12 protein-coding genes and 2 riboswitches are annotated in these 16,004 nt (G+C 73.4%); of the genes, 1 reads left to right on the top strand and 11 read right to left on the bottom strand.

Going from position 1 to position 16,004, the window contains the following annotated elements:
- Positions 1–13: 13 nt before the first annotated feature.
- Entirely contained in the window at positions 14–184 is a 171-nt protein-coding gene (locus PVK74_RS10030) for a hypothetical protein (RefSeq protein WP_013287071.1), read from the bottom strand.
- A gap of 416 nt (positions 185–600) precedes the next feature.
- Between PVK74_RS10030 and PVK74_RS10035 the strand changes: the two genes are divergently transcribed.
- Positions 601–2,142 carry an RICIN domain-containing protein gene (locus PVK74_RS10035; RefSeq protein WP_274478914.1) on the top strand — a complete coding sequence of 514 codons (1,542 nt, stop codon included), beginning with the start codon at positions 601–603 and terminating at the stop codon, positions 2,140–2,142.
- 20 nt (positions 2,143–2,162) lie between these two features.
- Here the strand turns inward: PVK74_RS10035 and PVK74_RS10040 are convergent, their stop codons facing one another.
- The 10 genes from PVK74_RS10040 to metE form a co-directional block, all read right to left on the bottom strand.
- Positions 2,163–3,017 carry an ECF transporter S component gene (locus PVK74_RS10040; RefSeq protein ID WP_051610840.1) on the bottom strand — a complete coding sequence of 285 codons (855 nt, stop codon included), beginning with the start codon at positions 3,015–3,017 and terminating at the stop codon, positions 2,163–2,165.
- Entirely contained in the window at positions 3,014–4,645 is a 1,632-nt protein-coding gene (locus tag PVK74_RS10045; RefSeq protein WP_104112224.1) for an ABC transporter ATP-binding protein, read from the bottom strand. Before PVK74_RS10045 ends, PVK74_RS10040 begins: the two co-directional genes overlap by 4 nt.
- The gene (locus PVK74_RS10050) at positions 4,642–5,886 is read right to left on the bottom strand and encodes a CbiQ family ECF transporter T component (protein WP_274478915.1); all 1,245 of its coding nucleotides are present in this window, start codon (positions 5,884–5,886) and stop codon (positions 4,642–4,644) included. The genes PVK74_RS10045 and PVK74_RS10050 overlap by 4 nt, the downstream gene beginning before the upstream one ends.
- Positions 5,879–6,781, bottom strand: a complete 903-nt coding sequence (locus tag PVK74_RS10055) for a hypothetical protein (protein WP_064445461.1) — start codon at positions 6,779–6,781, stop codon at positions 5,879–5,881. Before PVK74_RS10055 ends, PVK74_RS10050 begins: the two co-directional genes overlap by 8 nt.
- On the bottom strand, positions 6,778–8,232 hold the full coding sequence (locus tag PVK74_RS10060) for a prenyltransferase/squalene oxidase repeat-containing protein (protein ID WP_113973066.1): 1,455 nt from the start codon (positions 8,230–8,232) through the stop codon (positions 6,778–6,780). Before PVK74_RS10060 ends, PVK74_RS10055 begins: the two co-directional genes overlap by 4 nt.
- A 136-nt stretch (positions 8,233–8,368) precedes the next feature.
- Positions 8,369–8,484: riboswitch (cobalamin riboswitch) on the bottom strand.
- A gap of 106 nt (positions 8,485–8,590) precedes the next feature.
- Positions 8,591–9,043, bottom strand: coding sequence for a hypothetical protein (locus PVK74_RS10065; protein ID WP_181373699.1), 453 nt, complete (start codon positions 9,041–9,043; stop codon positions 8,591–8,593).
- A 68-nt stretch (positions 9,044–9,111) separates the two neighbouring features.
- Positions 9,112–10,155, bottom strand: coding sequence for a peptidase (locus PVK74_RS10070; protein ID WP_274478916.1), 1,044 nt, complete (start codon positions 10,153–10,155; stop codon positions 9,112–9,114).
- A gap of 98 nt (positions 10,156–10,253) precedes the next feature.
- Positions 10,254–10,377, bottom strand: a riboswitch (cobalamin riboswitch).
- Between the two features lie 213 nt (positions 10,378–10,590).
- Entirely contained in the window at positions 10,591–11,751 is a 1,161-nt protein-coding gene (locus PVK74_RS10075; protein ID WP_274478917.1) for an alkaline phosphatase PhoX, read from the bottom strand.
- 215 nt (positions 11,752–11,966) lie between these two features.
- Entirely contained in the window at positions 11,967–13,601 is a 1,635-nt protein-coding gene (locus tag PVK74_RS10080) for an Ig-like domain-containing protein (protein WP_274478918.1), read from the bottom strand.
- Positions 13,602–13,721: 120 nt separating this feature from the next.
- Positions 13,722–15,971, bottom strand: a complete 2,250-nt coding sequence (gene metE / locus PVK74_RS10085; protein WP_274478919.1) for a 5-methyltetrahydropteroyltriglutamate--homocysteine S-methyltransferase — start codon at positions 15,969–15,971, stop codon at positions 13,722–13,724.
- Positions 15,972–16,004 lie beyond the last annotated feature (33 nt).

The following is a 16,004-nucleotide window of genomic DNA, read 5'->3' on the forward strand; positions in this document are numbered from 1 at the left end:
GGCGCCGGGCCGGTCAGGCCGGTTCGGGTACGCCCCCGGGCTCCCCGTCGTCGGGCATCGGCTCGACCGGCGCCTCGGGCAGTTCGCCGGGCGTATCCGGGAGGAGTTCGCCGGGATCGTCCGGCACGTCCTCACGCGGGTCGATCGGCGGGTACACCTCGGGATCGAGGTCGGGGTTGGTCATCGACCCAGTATCCGACGCCTCCGCCGCGCCCGCCCGCCGAGCGCGCCGGCCCGATCAGCAACAGGAGGCCGGCGGCGATCCACTGGAGAACCATGCGCCTCATTGGATCACGAGGTCGACGCAGGGCCACGCCCACCCCGGCACCCCGATCGCCACAGGGGACGACGCACATCGATGCCTTGACACTCCGGATGTGATCGCGAACACTTGTTCGCAACGCACATTTAACAGCCAGAAGGCATACCCCTGCCTCGGTGTCACGCACCCCGCCGCTGAAGCCCGCAGGTACGCCGCTCCACCGGCGTTAGCGCTAACAGCGCCCATCTCCAGAGGGACCTCACGACGGCCGGGACCACTACGGGCAGCAGCGGATTCGGCGGTCAGCCCGATGTCCGGAGCCAGAGAGGCTGGATCAGATGATCGACCACTTCCCGACGCGGACCACCTCGTCGCGGCGCCGCCCACCGGGCCCGTCACAGAGCACCAGGTCGCTGCGCCGGCTGCTGATCGTGCTGGTGGCCGCGACGACGGCGATGGTCGGCGGCGTCGCCGTCGTGTCGTCGCCCGCCGTCGCCGCCACGAACCAGTTCCGAGGCATGAACTGGGCCGTGCTGGGTGACAACTTCAGCACCGGTCCCCTCGTCGTGCAGGGCCTCAGCTCCTCCGACAGCAACGCGACGGTGCGGGCCAAGGCCAACGCCCTCTACGACGACATGGCTTCCACCATGGGCGTCAACACCGTCCGGCTACCCATCAACACCCACACGGTGGGAACGGCGTGGTGGGAGGCCTACCGGGGCGCCATCGACGCCGCCACCGCCCGCGGGTTCAAGGTCATCCTCGCCTACTGGGAGGACGGCGCCGCCTCCGGCGGCCGGATCACGAACCTCGCCGCGTGGAACGCGATGTGGTCCACGGTGACCAACACGTACGGCTCGAACTCCAACGTCTACTTCGAGCCGATGAACGAGCCCCACGGCTACAGCTCGACGGAGTGGCGCAACGTCGCTGCCAACTGGCTCAGCTACCACTACTCGGCGGTGCCCAGCCGGGTGCTCATCGGGGGCACCGGGTTCAGTCAGGACCTGCGCGACATCTGCAACGACAGCCGATTCGCCTCGACGCTGCTGTCGTTCCACCACTACGCCTTCTTCTACGGCGAGATGACCTACGACGCCTTCCGGAGCCACATCCAGACCCGCCTCGGCAACTGCGCGTCGCGGGCGGTCGCCACCGAGTTCGGCGCACCCATGAACGACGGCCGCAACTACGCCGACGCGAACAGCACCGACAACTTCGTGCGCCACATCCGCGCCATGGCCCAGGTCATGCGCGACAACCGGATGGGCGGCACCTACTGGCCCGCGCTCGGCGGCAAGCCCGGCACCATCGGCTACGACTGGTACTCGATGTACTCGCTCAGCGGTAGCGGCACCGACCTCAACCTGACCGTCCGCAACACCTCCGGCGCCGACCAGATCCGGTACGCCTGGGGCGACACCATCGGCGGCGGCCCCACGACGCCCGCGCCGTCGACTGACACGTTCTACCGGATCACGGTGCGACACAGCGGCAAGGCCATGGACGTCCAGCAACCGAACACCGACAACGGCGCGCGCGTTGGCCAGTACACGTACAACGGCAACACGTGGCAACAGTGGCAGTTCCAGGACGCCGGCAACGGCTACTGGCGACTCGTCAGCCGCAACAGCGGAAAGTGCCTCGACGTCGTGAGCGCGTCCACCGCCGACGGCGCCGAACTGATCCAGTACACCTGCGGCACCGGCACCAACCAGCAGTTCCAGATGGTCACAGGCGGCAGCTACTTCCAACTCCGGGCACGGCACAGCGGCAAGTGCGTGGACGTACCGGCCGCATCGACCGCTGACGGTGTGGTCCTCAAGCAGTACGCGTGCAACACCGGCGCCAACCAGCAGTGGTCGCGTACGACCGTCTGACCGACCCTCCGGCCGGCGCCCTACGTCGCCTGCGAGGAGGACTGCGGGATGCCGGTCACCTTCGCCGCGGGCCTGTCGGACGCCGCGGCGAAGGTGACCGGCGCGCCGAACGCGGCCCGCCGGACGGCGCGGCGCAGCGCGGCGAGGACGGCAGGACCGGCGAGGACTATCGCCACGGCGGTGGTGATCGCGCGGCCGGTGTCCCAGCCGAAGGTGGACGTGACGGCGGTGAACAGGGCGAGACGGTGCAGGTTCTCCAGTACGGGGGCACCGGCGACGTAGGACAGCTGGGTGTCCGCGCCGACGCTGAACGGCCAGAACCACAGGTTCATCAGCAGGCCGTAGCCGTAGGCGGCGAGCATCCCGTACCCGGCCAGGACGGCGACCTCGGCGCGGCCGCGCAGCCGGGCCGGAAGCAGGCCGGCGCCGAGGCCGATCCACGAGGCGCAGAGCATCTGGAACGGCAGCCACGGCCCGACGCCTGCGGTGAGCAGGGCGGAGGCGAACAGCGACGTGGCACCGAGCAGGAACCCGAACCCGGGTCCGAAGACCCGGCCGGCCAGGACGAGCAGGAAGAACACGGTCTCGATGCCCGCGGTCCCCGCACCCAGGGGGCGCAGGGCGGCGTTGACGGCGGCGAGTACGCCGAGCATCGCCAGGGCTTTGCTGTCGATGCCGCCGGAGGTGAGTTCGGCGAGGACGAGCGCCACGAGTACCGGCAGCATGACGATGAAGACCAGCGGCGCCTCGCCGGTGCGGGCGGTGCTCTCCGGGTGTGCGGGGACGAAGAACGGCCAGGTGAAGGTGGCCAGCGCGGCGGCCGAGGCGAGGGTCAGCACCACAGCGGTACGCGGGGCGACCCGCAGCACGCTCATGCCGGTGCCCTGGTCTCGTCGAGCGCGGCGGCGACCTGTTCCACTGTCAGCCAGGGGGCGGGGGCGAGGACCTTGGCCACCTGCGGCGCGAACGCCGGCGAGGCGAGCATGACCTCTGCGGTGGTGCCGTCGGAGACGATCTCCCCTTCGGCCATCACGATCACCCGGTCGGCGAGGGTGGCGACGAGTTCGACGTCGTGGGTGGCGACCACCACGGCTCGGCCGCTGCCGGCCAGCATCCGGGCGACGGCGGTGAACTGCCGCTTGGCATGGTAGTCCAGGCCGCGGGTCGGCTCGTCGAGCAGGACCACCGGCGGAGCGGCGGTGAGCTGCACGGCGAGTGCGAGGGCGAGCCGCTGTCCCTCGGACAGGTCCCGGGGGTGCCGGTCACCGGGCAGTCCGGGGACGAGCTGGTCCACCAGCGCCCGGCAGGTGCCGGCCGGCACGCCGGTCTCCCGGTCGGCCTGGGCGCACTCCGCGTCGACTGTCTCCAGGTAGAGCAGGTCACCGGAGTCCTGCGGGACGAGGCCGACGTGCCGGCGGGCCTGACCGGCCGGCAGGGCCTTCGGGTCGACGGTGCCCTTCGGCCCGGTCACGGCGACGGTGCCGCCGTGGCGTGGGCCGCTGCCCTGCACCGCCCAGAGCAGGCTGGACTTGCCGGATCCGTTGCGGCCCATCAACGCGACGACCCGGCCGGCGCGCAGATCGAGGTCGACGCCGGCCACCGCGACGGTGCCCGGATACCGTACGACGATCTTCCGCGCGGTCAGCGTGGGACCGGTGTCCGCGCCCGCCGGGACCGGCGGCGGCGCCACGCCGGCGAGCCGGTGCCGGAGGTCGGACGCCCGTCGGCGGGCGTCACGGACCGACAACGGCAGCGGTGTCCAGCCGGCGAGGCGACCCAGCTCGATCAGGGGTGGCGCGATGTCGATGTGGGCCAGCCCGGTCGCCGGCGTCCCGTCGTGGACATGGCCGTCGCCGGGCAGGTACAGCAGCCGGTCGGCGTACTGCAGGACGCGCTCCAGCCGGTGCTCGGCCAGCACCACTGTCACTCCGAGGTCGTGCACCAGCCGGGTGACGGTGGCGAGCACGTCCTCCGCGGCGGTGGGGTCCAGCGCGGAGGTGGGTTCGTCGAGCACCAGCACACGGGGGTGCGCCGTGAGCACCGCGCCGATGGCGACCCGCTGTTGCTGACCGCCGGACAGCGTCCGCAGGGGCCGGTCGCGCAGGTCGGCGATGCCGAGCAGGTCCAGCGTCTCCTCCACCCGCTTGCGCATCACCGCGGGTGGCAGGGCGAGCTGCTCCATCCCGTACGCCAGTTCCTCCTCGACGGTGTCGGTGACGAAGCCGGCCAACGGGTCCTGGCCGACCACGCCGACGACGTCGGCGAGATCGCGCGGCGGATGCGTGCGGGTGTCCCTGCCGTCGACGGTGACGGCGCCGTGCAGGGTGCCGCCGGTGAAGTGTGGGACGAGACCGTTGATCGCCCGCAGCAGCGTCGACTTTCCGGCACCGGTACGGCCCGCGACCAGGCAGAGTTCACCTTCCTCGACGCGAAACGTCACATCCCGCAACGGTGGCGGGCCGCCCTCGGCATAGTGGACGGTGACCCGGTCGAAAGTGATCATGGGCGGTCTCCCGGTATCGATGCCCTCGCGGCGCGCACTCCGTCTGCCGGCACGTCCGTGACGGGGATGGGCCGGTCCACCGCCGGCGGGCGTCCGGCACATACTGTCGGCGGTGGTGGCGGCGCCAGCCAGGCGGGTGCCGCCGCGACGCCGACGGCGAGAAGCATCAGCGGGGTCAGCTGGGGCCAGGTGAGCGGGCTGACCGGCGGGTAGAGCAGTTCCGGGTCCACCGAGCCGGCGAGCATGGTCAGTGCCGCGGCGGCCACCCCGCAGCCGGCCACGAGCAGCTCGGCCGGGCGCCAGCGGTCCGGTCGGTACCGGCTGCGGCGGACCCGGCGGCCGGCCAGCAGCATGCCGGTCACGGCGGCGGTCAGTCCGGCCAGGAGCATCGGCAGCCCCAGGTAGCCGGGTGCGGCGGTGTCGAGCAGCCCGTAGGTGCCGGCGCAGACGCCGACCAGCCCGCCGAGGACGAGCGCCCCGGTGACGGTTCGCTGCCCGGCGGGCACCGCCGCGGTGCGGCCGTAACCACGGGAGTCCATCGCGGCCGCGAGGGCCAGGGACCGGTCCAACGCGTCGGCCAGCACCGGCAGGGCGATCCCGCGCAGCGCCCTCATCCCGCGGGCGGACGCGCCGCGCAGCCGCCGGGCCCGGCGGACCCGTAGCACGCTCTCCACCAGCTGCGGGGCGACCGACAACGCGACCACGACGGCGGTGCCGATCGCGTACAGCGCTCCGGGTACGGCCTTGAGCAGCCGCTTCGGGTTGGCCAGGGCGTTCGCCGCACCGAGGCAGATCAGCATCGTCGCCAGCCGCAGCCCGTCGTAGAAGCCACCGAGGATCTGCTCGGCGGCGACCGGTCCGAACAGGCGGATGCCCGCCGCCCACGCGGGCAGCGGGATCTCCGGCAGCCGGACCAGGATGTGGTCGCCCTGGCCGCCGCCGAACACGATCCGGAACACCACCCGCATCGTGACGATCACCGCGCCGAGCCAGACGTACATGCGGAACGCCAACGCCCACGGCGCGTCGCCCCGGCGGCGCACCACCACCAGACCGGCGACGGCGACGAGCAGGGCCAGCGGCAGCGGATTCGTGGTGTGGCTGGCCGCGGTGGCCAGGCCGAGCGCCCACAGCCACCATGCGCCCGGGTGCAGCCCCCGGGGCAGCCACCACACCGGCCATCGGCCCGGCAGACGACGGGCGTCGGCCGGCCGCGACCCGGTGACCGTGACGTCAGTCATCCGGGTCGGCGGCACGGCGTCGTCGGGCCGCGACCAGCGCGCCGGTGGCGAGCAGGGCGAGCAGAAGCACCCCGGCGATCGTGCCCAGTGGCAGGCCGTCGTCGTCACGGGACGCGGCGACATCCGTCACCACCGGCTCGTCGGAGGAGCCCTGCGGTGCCGTGCCGGTGGCGGCGCCCGGCGTCGCCGTCAGGGTCGGCGTACCGGCCGTCGGTGACGTGCCGGCGGAGGTCGGCGGGCCGACGGAGACCGGCGGGCCGGAGGTGCCGCCCGGCCGGGTGGGCTCGCCGGGCCGGCCACCGGCGACCGGCGGCGGTGCGACGGTTCCTCCCGCCGGTGGTGGCGCCGCCGGCTCACCGCCCGTGGGCGGCGGCGGTGGTGGCGGTGGCGGTGGAGGGGCGGGGCGTTTCGGCACGACGCCGGGACGGGGCGCGTCGTCGGCGTTGCGGTTGAGGGAGAACGACCAGCCCTCGAAGCTACCGGCCGCCGGCTTGCGGTTGAGCACGCCCTTGTCGCTGTACGTCCAGCTGCCGCCGTTCGGGGCGTGCCAGTACGACCAGTAGGCGCTCGCAGGCGGGGTGTCGACGCACTTCTCCGTCGCGGCCGACGGCTTGCCGTCGATCCGGCAGATGAACCCCTCGCCCCAGCGCAGGGTTCCGGTGATCGGGAAGCCCGCGTTCTTGAGCGCCGCGAGGCCGGTGGCCTGGGTGCCCGGCGCGCACCGCACCACCGTCCCGCCGCCGAGTTCGTTGAAGTCCACCACGACTGTGACCCCGGAGGCGTCCGGGCAGTAGCCGGCCGACCCGGCGGCCACCGCAGGACTGCCCGGTCCGATCGTGGTGCAGGCGGTGACCAGGGCGACGGCCAGCGCGCCACGGGCGGCGCGGAGGCTCATCCCGCCCGCCGTCGGCCGAGCACGAGCAGTGTCACTCCGCCACCGATCAGCAGCAGCGCGATCAGCAGGTAGCTACCGATCGCCACGCCGGTCGTCGGCAGCCCGCCCGGCCCGGACGCGGCCGGGGTCGTGATCGGCGGCGCGGCGGTGGCCGGCGCCGCGGTCGTGGGCGCGGGTGTCGCCGGAGGGCTGGTCACGCTCGGCGTCGGGCCGGCGGTGCCGGTCGGTGGAGGCGACGTGGTGAGCGTGGGAGACGCGGAGGGCGTGGACGGCGCGGTGGGCGAGGCCGTGCCGGTCGGGGTGGGAGTCGACGTGGGCGGCGGGTCGAGGCCGATCCGGCCCAGCGGGACCTGGGCCAGCCCGAGCAGGGCCTGCGCGGTGGCCCGGCGCCACTGGTCCCGGTCGGTGTCGGTGATCCCGGCCGCCGCGGCAGCCGTGAATCCGTCGGTGTTGTAGGCGATCGCGCCGGCGTCGGCGGAGGCCGCGCCACCGTTGCCCGCGGTGAGCTGCAGCGCGGCCAGGGCCGTCGCCGCCCGGGCGGCCTCGTCGTCGCGGCCGGCGGCGGCGAGGGCCTGCCCGGCCAGGCCGGTGCTGTTGGAGTTCGCGCCGGTGGTCGGTCCCGAGCCGCCGAAGGAACCGTCGGCGTGCTGCTGGGTGACCAGCCAGTCGGCGCCCTTGCGGGCGGCGTCGCCGGCGCCCGTGGCGCCGTCCTCGGCCGCGGCCAGCAATGCCTGCACGGCCATCGCGGTCGAGTCGACGTCGAGGGTGGCGCCGGGCTGGTCGTCGCAGGACGGCGACGGCCCGTCGGCGGCGTCCGGGTAGAGCCGGAAGCCGCCCGCCGCGCACTGCTGCCGGATCAGGAAGTCCACCGGATCCTGTGGCAGGTCGCCGCTGCGGGCCAGGCCGAGCACGGCGAAGGACTGGTCGAAGGTGTTGCTGGCGTCCGGGCCGCTGTCGGCGGTGGTACGGCTGGTGATCCGTCCCCGCTGGTGCCCGGCGTCGGCCGTGGCGATCAGCGACAGGGTTTCCGCCCGCAGGTCGTAGCCGCCGAAGTCGGTGGGGTCCGCGTCGGCGGCGGCTGCGGCATAGAGCAGCTTGGCGGTGGCCCCGCCGTCGGTGAAGCCCTCGATGCCCCAGTCGTCGTAGCTGTTGTAGGACCGTACATGCTTTGCGACCTGCGCGGTTGCCGCCTGCCGGGTCTGCGCGTCGACGCCGGTGGCGGACAGCGCGACCAGACCGTCGATTGTCAGCCCCCAGTCCTCGGGGGTGAACGGTCCGGGCAGCGAACCGTTCTTGAACTCACCGGCCAGCCAGGACGCGGCGTCGCGGGCGGCGGTGACGTGGGCCGGGGCGGGTGCCGCGGCCACGGTGAGCGGGGCGCTGGTGATCGTGGCGAGAGTTGTCGCCGTGGCGATTCCGAGACCGATGGTGAGACGCCGGGACAGTGGCATCAGGGTGCCTTTCGCGGAGCGGTCGGTGAAAGCTCCGGGAAGCGCCCCGAGAAACGGACACCCCGCTCCGCGTGCTGCGGTGGGCGGGGTGGTCGGACCTCGGCGGCCCGGACTTCACCCTGTAGACCTCGACAGTGGAAGCCGCTCGTCCCGGGCGGGGCATTCCGGCTCGCGAAAGGGACTCTCGCTCACGGTTGCGGGTCAGCGCCGGCTTCGAACCGGCTTCCCCCCACACGGGACGTATGCAGTTGTGCCCGGCGCACCGGGTGCCGACACCGTACCGCCCGGGCGCGCGACGACGCCAGAGCAGCTGCCGGTACCCGGCGCGCCGCTGGTCACACCGTTCGCAGCCGGCGGGTCAGGGAGCGGCGATGCTCGGCGGGGCGCCGGCGCCGAAGGACCAGCCCTCGACGCTGCCCGGCGCGGGGTTGTAGCCGGTCGCCCCCGACGTGCTGTAGGACCAGGAGCCGCCGCTGGACGCATGCCAGTACGACCAGTACGCGGTGGCCGGCGGGGTGTTGACGCACGGCTCGGTCGCGGCGGTGGGCTTGCCGTTGATCCGGCAGACGAAGGCCAGGCCCCAGCGGGCGGTGCCGGTGACGGTGAAGCCGGCGGCCTGAAGCGCGGCCAGGCCGGTGGCCGGATCGCCCGGCGCACAGGCGACCTGGACGCCGCCGCCGAGCGCGGCGAAGTCGACGACCACAGTGACTCCCGAGGTGCCGGCGCAGGCGGCGGCGTGCGCCGACCGGGGCGCGGGTTCGACTGCGGTCAGCGCGACGCCGGCCACGACGGCGGCCAGCAGGCCGGCCATCCAGGTGCGGGCGGTGGGACGGTGACGGAACACGGGTCCTCCTGTGATCGGGTGAGCGGCGAGGCGGTTCACGGGCAGGCGAGCGCCGGTGCGCCGGGGTCGGCGCCGGCGGCGGACAGACGGGCGTACCCGATCCCGGTGAGACCGAGGACGGCCTGGGCGGTGGCCCGGGGCGCGGTGGCCGGGTCGAAGCCGCCACCGTCGAAGTCGACGGCGCCCCGGTCGGCGGGCGCCCCGGCGCAGCCGACCTGGAGTCCGGCGAGGAACGCCCGGGACCGCGCCCAGGCCGGCAGCCGGTGACCGTCGCGCAGGGCCTGCGCGGCGAGGCCGGTGCTGTTGGCGTTCGGTGTGCCGGCCGCGTTGGCGAAGCCGCCGTCGGCACGCTGAACGGACACCAGCCAGCGCAGCCCGGCGGCGGCGTCGGCCGGACGGTCCGCGGCGCGCAGCGCCTGCGTCACGAGCGCGGTGGCGTCCACGTCGGACGTGCAGACCGGTTGCGCGGGCAGCAGCGGGTAGCCGCCGTCCGGGCATCGGGTGCCGGCCAGCCAGGCGGCCGCCGCCGGAGGCGCCCCGGCCGCCGTACGGTCCAGCGCCAGCAGCGCGAAGGACTGGCTGAACGCGTTGCTGTAGTCGCCGTACGCGGACCGGTCGCTGAACCGGCCGGCCGGCGTCTGCAGCGAACGCAGCCGGGCGATCAGGTCCACCCCGCCGACGTCGGCCGGGTCGCCACCGCGCACCTGCACGGCGAGGGCGAGCTTGGCGGTCGCGCCCGCGTACGCCTCGGAGACGCCGTCGCCGAGGTAGCCGTCGCGGATGTCCGGCCGGGTGACCCAGGCCAGCGCGCCGGCGCCGTGGTCGTCGGCGACGCCGCCGGCGGCGAAGGCGAACACGGCGTCGAGGGTCAGCCCCTGGTCGGGGTAGGCGACACCGTCGAAGACCGCCTCGAAGCGTTCGCCGTCGACGAGTTGCCGGGCGAGCCAGCCGGCGGCGGCCTCCGGGCGGGTGAGGGCGGCGCGATCGGGGGCGGCGACGGCCGGTGTGGTGAGGGTGAGGGCGGCGAGTACGCCGCAGAGGAGCGCGAGCAGGCGGTGCCGGCTTCGGCGGACGACCATCGGAAGCGCCTTTCCGGCCCGGCGGTCGTCGAAAGCCCGGACGGCCGCAGTACGCGGGGGCGTCCGGGACTCCGACCCGTGGGCCACGACGGGTGGGGAGCGGTTGCACGCGTACGACGGGTATTCGGGCTCGCCGCCGCAGAGTTCTCTGGGCGGCCTACCGTTGCGGGCCAGCGCCGGATTTCGACCGGTCTTCCCCCGCACGTACACGCGGTGGTTGAGTTGTCGCGACAGTCTGCTGTGGCCGGTGCGCCGATGTCAATGCGCCAGGAACCGGCCACGTGCCGTGACGGCCGGCGGAATCGGCGGTTTCACACCCCGACGTCGAGAGGCCGTCGTCCCGGCGCGTCCGCGTGGAGCACGCCGGTGAAGGACGCCCGGTGAGGACCGGGCGTCCTTCACCGTGTGGTCACTGCCGGCGGGACCGGGAGCCGGTCAACGGCGGAACGGACCGGTGACGCAGTAGGTGATGCCGCCGGACGACGAGCCGGTCGTGCCGCGTTGCGAGGAGAAGTACAGCCGGTCCCCCGCCGGGGTGAACGCCGGCCCGGTGATCTCCGAACCGCTCTGTCCGGTGATCCGCAGGAAGACCGAGATCTTGTCGTCCGGCGTGATCATGCAGATCTCCATGTTGCCGCCGTCCTCGGCGACGTAGAGGTCACCTGCAGTGGACCCGGTGATGTTGTCGACGCCGGTCAGCGGAGGGGCGCCCGGACTGACCAGGTTGTCGTCGTAGGCGAGCTCGTACGTGCCGGCGGCCAGGTTGACCTGCCACACGCGGTTGTCGCCCTTCGTGGTGAACCAGACGGTGTCGTCCGCGTAGTGACAGCCCTCGCCACCGTTGAACGTCTTCGCGCCGGACACCTGCTGCCGGGTCGGGGTGGGCGAGCCGTCCGGGTCGGGCACCGTGGCCCAGGTGAACGTGCCGGAGGTGGCCGTACCGGCGCGGAGGACCTGGAGGGTTCCGGCGGACAGGTCGCCCCAGGTGGCCGGCACGAAGCGGTAGAACTTGCCGTCGGTCTCGTCCTCGGTCAGGTAGACGACCCGGCGGACCGGGTCGGCCGCGGCCGCCTCGTGCTTGAACCGGCCCATCGCGGGACGCGCCACCGCGGTCCCGCCGAGGGGGTACGTCTCGAAGACCCGGCCCAGGGACACCTCCTCGCAGGAGAGCCAGGTGTTCCACGGTGTCTTCCCACCGGCGCAGTTGTTGTTGGTGCCGGAGAGGATCCGCGACGCCCCGACCACGGCGCCGCTGGAGTTGAAGACGAGTCGCGAGGCGCCGCCACCCGCACCGGCCGACACCTCGGAGTTCGACACGTAGATCCAGCCGGTGCCGTTCGGGAACACGGCGCCGCCGTCCGGGGCGTCGTGCCAGGTGTACGACGTCCCCGGCACCGTCCGCCGGGACCGCGCGACGATCGAGCTGGTGAACCCGGCCGGCAACTGGATGCCGTTGGCGTCGGCTGCCTGAAGCCCACCGTAGGGCCCCGCCGCGTTCTGTGCCGGGGCTCCGTACGCCGCCGACCACGCCGTGAACGGCAGGGCGAGGGCGCCCGCACCGACAACGGTGGCCCGCAACATCGTTCGACGATCCATGGAACCTCCTCCGTAGGTTCCATGGATCCGACCGTGTGGAGCTTACGCACGCCGATCTGTTGGATGAACGTCGATGGACGGCTCGATGTGCGATGTCCCGCCCACGCCGACCCGGTCGAGGGGTCGTACGGGTAGGAGAGGCAGCGGCACCAACCAGCAGTGGGCGCGCGCGGCCGTCTGACCGGCCCTCCGGCCGCGGCCTCCCCTCCCCCCGGTCACCGGCGCAGGTGGCCGATGCCGTGCTGGTCGAGCCAGGCGACAGTCCGCGGTACGAACGTCGGCGCCCCCGAGCCGGCGCTGACGTCGGTGGCGACCAGCGGCACCTGGGCGGCGACCGGGAGCAGCGTGGACCGCCAGCAGGCCGGCGTGGCGCAGGCCGAGCGGTCGTCGACGCGCCAGGCGGCGGCCACGCTGCGGCCGTCCGGGTCAGCCGGGCGATATTCCAGCCACCGGCTCAGATCGTTGCCGCCGTCGATCCCGGCGGCGAGGACCAGGTTGAACGAGCCCTGGACGCGAAGCAGGCGGATCTGCTCCTGCACGCCGAAGGGCGGCAGGCCGGTGCCCGTGCACGAGGTACCGCCGTCGCGCCAGCAGGTCCAGACCGCCGCGGGATCGGTGCCGCCGGCCGCCGGGAAGTCGTAGGACGAGATGTCGAAGACCACTGCGTTGTCGTCGCCGAACACCTCCGCCGCCGCGCTCCAGAACGTGCGGGTGGCGGAGATGTCGCTCTGCCGCAGCGACACGACGGGTGTGATGCCGGCCCGGACGAGCCGGTCGACGTACCGGGCCGCCTCGTCGAGGTAGCCGACCCGGTTCTGCCTGTCGGCAGGGCTGCCGGTGTAGGCGTAGCAGGCGTCGCTCAGCACGACCCGTACCGCGTTGACGCCGCGGGCCCGCAGCGCGCCTACCGACGCGTCGTCGACCGGGCCGTCCCAGTGGATCGGTCCCCATGCGCATTCGCCGGGCGCGGCCGACCGGATGATTCCACGGGGCCGGTACGGCCTCGGACTGGCTGTGACCGTGAGGATGCGGTTGCCGAACGCCTTCAGCGCAGGCGCGGCGCCGGGCGCCTGCGGCGGGAGCACCCGGATGCCGCGGACCTCGGCGGTGGCCTGGGCGCCGCTGCTGTCGTAGGCGGTGGCGGTGACGCGGGTGCCGCTGTTCGCCGCCACGCCGCGCCAGTCGAACGCGTACGGCGCGGTGGTGTCCACGGCGAGCAGCCTGCCGCGCTCGCGGAACTCGACCCGCTCGATCCGCCGGCCGGGCGCCGCCGTGGCCTCGGCACGGATCGGGATGACGCCCGGCGCGGCGAAGAAGTCATTGGGCAGGGGCGAGGTGAGCGCCACCGACGGCCCGCCCGGCAGTGGGCTGGGCCGCGGGCTCCCCGAGGCCGGCGGCGGCGACGAGCCGGTCGGGTCGGCGCCGTCCCCGTCGCACGGCTGGCCGCTCAACACCCAGTCGGTCGGCTCGGGGTCGGCACCCTGGTAGTTGCCGCCGAACCGCACCGTCACCGAGGCGCCGGTCGGCAGCGTGGATCCCGCCGGCGGACGGAGCATGGTCATCGGATACATCTCGCCGCTGCCCAGCGTGTATCCGTCCGGCAGCCGGTCGAGGCCCATGGTGATCGTCTGACCGTTCGCCTGCCGGAACCGCAGCCACCAGTCGGTGACGGGAGCGCCCAGGTTGGTGACGGTGAGCTCGGCCCAGAAGCCGCTGGACCACTCCCGGGTGATGGTGTAGTCCACCGTGCACGCCGTCGCGGCGTAGGCCGGCCGCAGCGCCATCGTCATGGCCCCGCCGACGACGACCGCGGCTGCTGTAGCCAGCGCGCAGATCCTGCGTCGCATCATGCCCCCGTAACATCGACATACATCACTTCATGCAGCCTCGGCGCTCCGGGCACGGCCTGTCAAGGGCTGAACCGGGCCCGGGCCGGGCGGAACGGCGCGGCGTTCCGCCCGGCCGGCGGCTCAGCGTCCGCGCAGCTCGGCCGCGGCGGCGACCAGGTGCTGGAGGGACGCCTCGACCTCGGGATAGCCGCGCGTCTTGAGGCCGCAGTCGGGGTTCACCCACAGCCGCTCGGCCGGCACCGCGGCCACGGCCCGGCGCAGCGCGCCGACGACCTCGTCGTGGGACGGCACCCGGGGTGAGTGGATGTCCCAGACGCCGGGCCCCACACCCCGGCGGTATCCGATCGCGGCGAGGTCGTCGAGGACCTCCATCCGGGAGCGGGATGCCTCGATGCTCGTGACGTCGGCGTCGAGGGCGTCGATGGCCGTGATCACCTCCCCAAACTCCGAGTAGCACAGGTGGGTGTGGATCTGGGTGTCGTCGGCGACTCCGCAGGTGGCCAGGCGGAACGCCCCGACTGCCCAGTCCAGGTACGCCTTCTGGTCCGCCCTGCGCAGTGGCAGCGTCTCACGCAGCGCCGGCTCGTCGACCTGGATGACCCGGATACCGGCTGCCTCGAGATCACGGCACTCGTCGCGCAGGGCGAGCGCGACCTGGTCCGCAGTGTCTGCCAGTGGCTGGTCGCTGCGGACGAACGACCAGGCCAGGATCGTGACCGGGCCGGTGAGCATGCCCTTGACCGGCCGGTCGGTCAGCGACTGCGCGTAGGTGGACCAGTTGACGGTCATCGGCGCCCTGCGTGCCACGTCGCCGTAGATGACGGGCGGACGCACGCATCGGGAGCCGTAGGACTGGACCCAGCCGTGTTCGGTGGCGGCGAACCCGTCCAGCTGCTCGCCGAAGTACTGGACCATGTCGTTTCGTTCCGGCTCGCCGTGCACGAGCACGTCCAGGCCCAGCCGCTCCTGGAGCCGGACGACGTGCTCGACCTCGGCGCGCATCCGCTGCGTGTAGGCGGCGTCGTCGAGACGCCCGGCCCGGTGCTCGGCACGCGCACGGCGCAGCTCGTCGGTCTGCGGGAACGATCCGATGGTCGTGGTCGGCAGGGGCGGCAGGTTCAGCCGGGCCTGCTGTGCCGCCGCACGCTCCGGGTACGCGCCGCGCTGCCGATCCGTGGCGCGCAGCGCCGCGAGCCGACCGCGTACGGTGTCGTCGCGCCAGGCGGCAGGGGTGGGCGGCAGCGGCTCGGGCAGGGACGTGGTGCCGTTGCGCAGCGCGCGGCCGAGCCGGACGACCTCATCGACCTTCTGCCGGGCGAAGGCGAGCCGCTGACGCAGCGCCGGGTCGAGAGCGGTCTCGGCGGACAGGTCCTCCGGCACGTGCAGCAGCGAGCACGAGGTGGACACGGCGACGTGGTCGGCGAGGGCGGTGACGGCGGCACCGGCCGCCACGGCGGCCCGCAGGTCGGTACGCCAGACGTTGCGGCCGTCGACGAGGCCGGCCACGATCGTCTTGCCGCGCAGTGGTCCCGCACCGGCCAGCCGCCGCAGGTTGCCGGGCCCGGCCACCAGATCCACGCCGACCGCTTCGACCGACGTGTCGAGCAGGGCGGGCAGCGCGTCACCGAGCTCGCCGAAATAGGTGGCGACGGAGATCGCCGGCCGCTGTTCCACCGCGCCGAGCCGGGTGTACGCCTCCCGCAGCGCGTCGATCTCGGCGGCGCTCCGGTCGGCGACGTAGGCGGGTTCGTCCAGCTGCACCCATCGCACGCCCGCCGCGGCAAGGGATCGCAGGATGCCGGCGTACACGTCGACCAGGTCGGTCAGCCGGTCGAACGGTTCGCCGCGGGCCTCGGTGGGCTTGGCCAGCAGCAGGAATGTCGCCGGCCCGACCAGCACCGGCCGGCTGTCGATTCCCAGCTCGCGGGCCTCGCGGTACTCGCGCAGCGCCTTGTCGGGATTCGGCGCGAAGGTGGTGTCGGAGCCGATCTCGGGAACCAGATAGTGGTAGTTGGTGTCGAACCACTTCGTCAGTTCGAGCGCCGGCTCGGCATCGACGCCCCGGGCCATGGCGAAATAGGTGCCGAGGTCGCCGAGGCCGAGACGGGCGAACCGGCGCGGGATCGCGCCGACGGCGACGGCCGTGTCCAGCACGTGGTCGTAGTAGGAGAACGTGTTGGACGGGATCGCGTCCAGGCGCGCGTCGCGTAGCGTCCGCCACACCTTCGCCCGTAGCGCGGCAGAGGTCGCCGCCAACTCCTCGGCGTCGATCCGGCCCGCCCAGTAGGCCTCGACGGCCCTCTTGAGTTGCCGGTTGCCCCCGATACGCGGATAGCCCAGCACGGTGCTCTGACCGAATGCGGTACTCATGGAGATCCCTTCCCTCGAAGCACACGAGGCCGA

This window comes from Micromonospora chalcea (assembly GCF_028768405.1).
In the GTDB taxonomy this organism is placed as follows: Bacteria; Actinomycetota; Actinomycetes; order Mycobacteriales; family Micromonosporaceae; genus Micromonospora; species Micromonospora chalcea.

What these genes read in the sequence shown, in the direction of transcription:
- PVK74_RS10030 (WP_013287071.1), bottom strand. Translation starts at nt 184, where the DNA reads ATGACCAACCCCGACCTCGATCCCGAGGTGTACCCGCCGATCGACCCG.
- PVK74_RS10035 (WP_274478914.1), top strand. Translation starts at nt 601, where the DNA reads ATGATCGACCACTTCCCGACGCGGACCACCTCGTCGCGGCGCCGCCCA.
- PVK74_RS10040 (WP_051610840.1), bottom strand. Translation starts at nt 3,017, where the DNA reads ATGAGCGTGCTGCGGGTCGCCCCGCGTACCGCTGTGGTGCTGACCCTC.
- PVK74_RS10045 (WP_104112224.1), bottom strand. Translation starts at nt 4,645, where the DNA reads ATGATCACTTTCGACCGGGTCACCGTCCACTATGCCGAGGGCGGCCCG.
- PVK74_RS10050 (WP_274478915.1), bottom strand. Translation starts at nt 5,886, where the DNA reads ATGACTGACGTCACGGTCACCGGGTCGCGGCCGGCCGACGCCCGTCGT.
- PVK74_RS10055 (WP_064445461.1), bottom strand. Translation starts at nt 6,781, where the DNA reads ATGAGCCTCCGCGCCGCCCGTGGCGCGCTGGCCGTCGCCCTGGTCACC.
- PVK74_RS10060 (WP_113973066.1), bottom strand. Translation starts at nt 8,232, where the DNA reads ATGCCACTGTCCCGGCGTCTCACCATCGGTCTCGGAATCGCCACGGCG.
- PVK74_RS10065 (WP_181373699.1), bottom strand. Translation starts at nt 9,043, where the DNA reads ATGGCCGGCCTGCTGGCCGCCGTCGTGGCCGGCGTCGCGCTGACCGCA.
- PVK74_RS10070 (WP_274478916.1), bottom strand. Translation starts at nt 10,155, where the DNA reads ATGGTCGTCCGCCGAAGCCGGCACCGCCTGCTCGCGCTCCTCTGCGGC.
- PVK74_RS10075 (WP_274478917.1), bottom strand. Translation starts at nt 11,751, where the DNA reads ATGGATCGTCGAACGATGTTGCGGGCCACCGTTGTCGGTGCGGGCGCC.
- PVK74_RS10080 (WP_274478918.1), bottom strand. Translation starts at nt 13,601, where the DNA reads ATGATGCGACGCAGGATCTGCGCGCTGGCTACAGCAGCCGCGGTCGTC.
- metE (WP_274478919.1), bottom strand. Translation starts at nt 15,971, where the DNA reads ATGAGTACCGCATTCGGTCAGAGCACCGTGCTGGGCTATCCGCGTATC.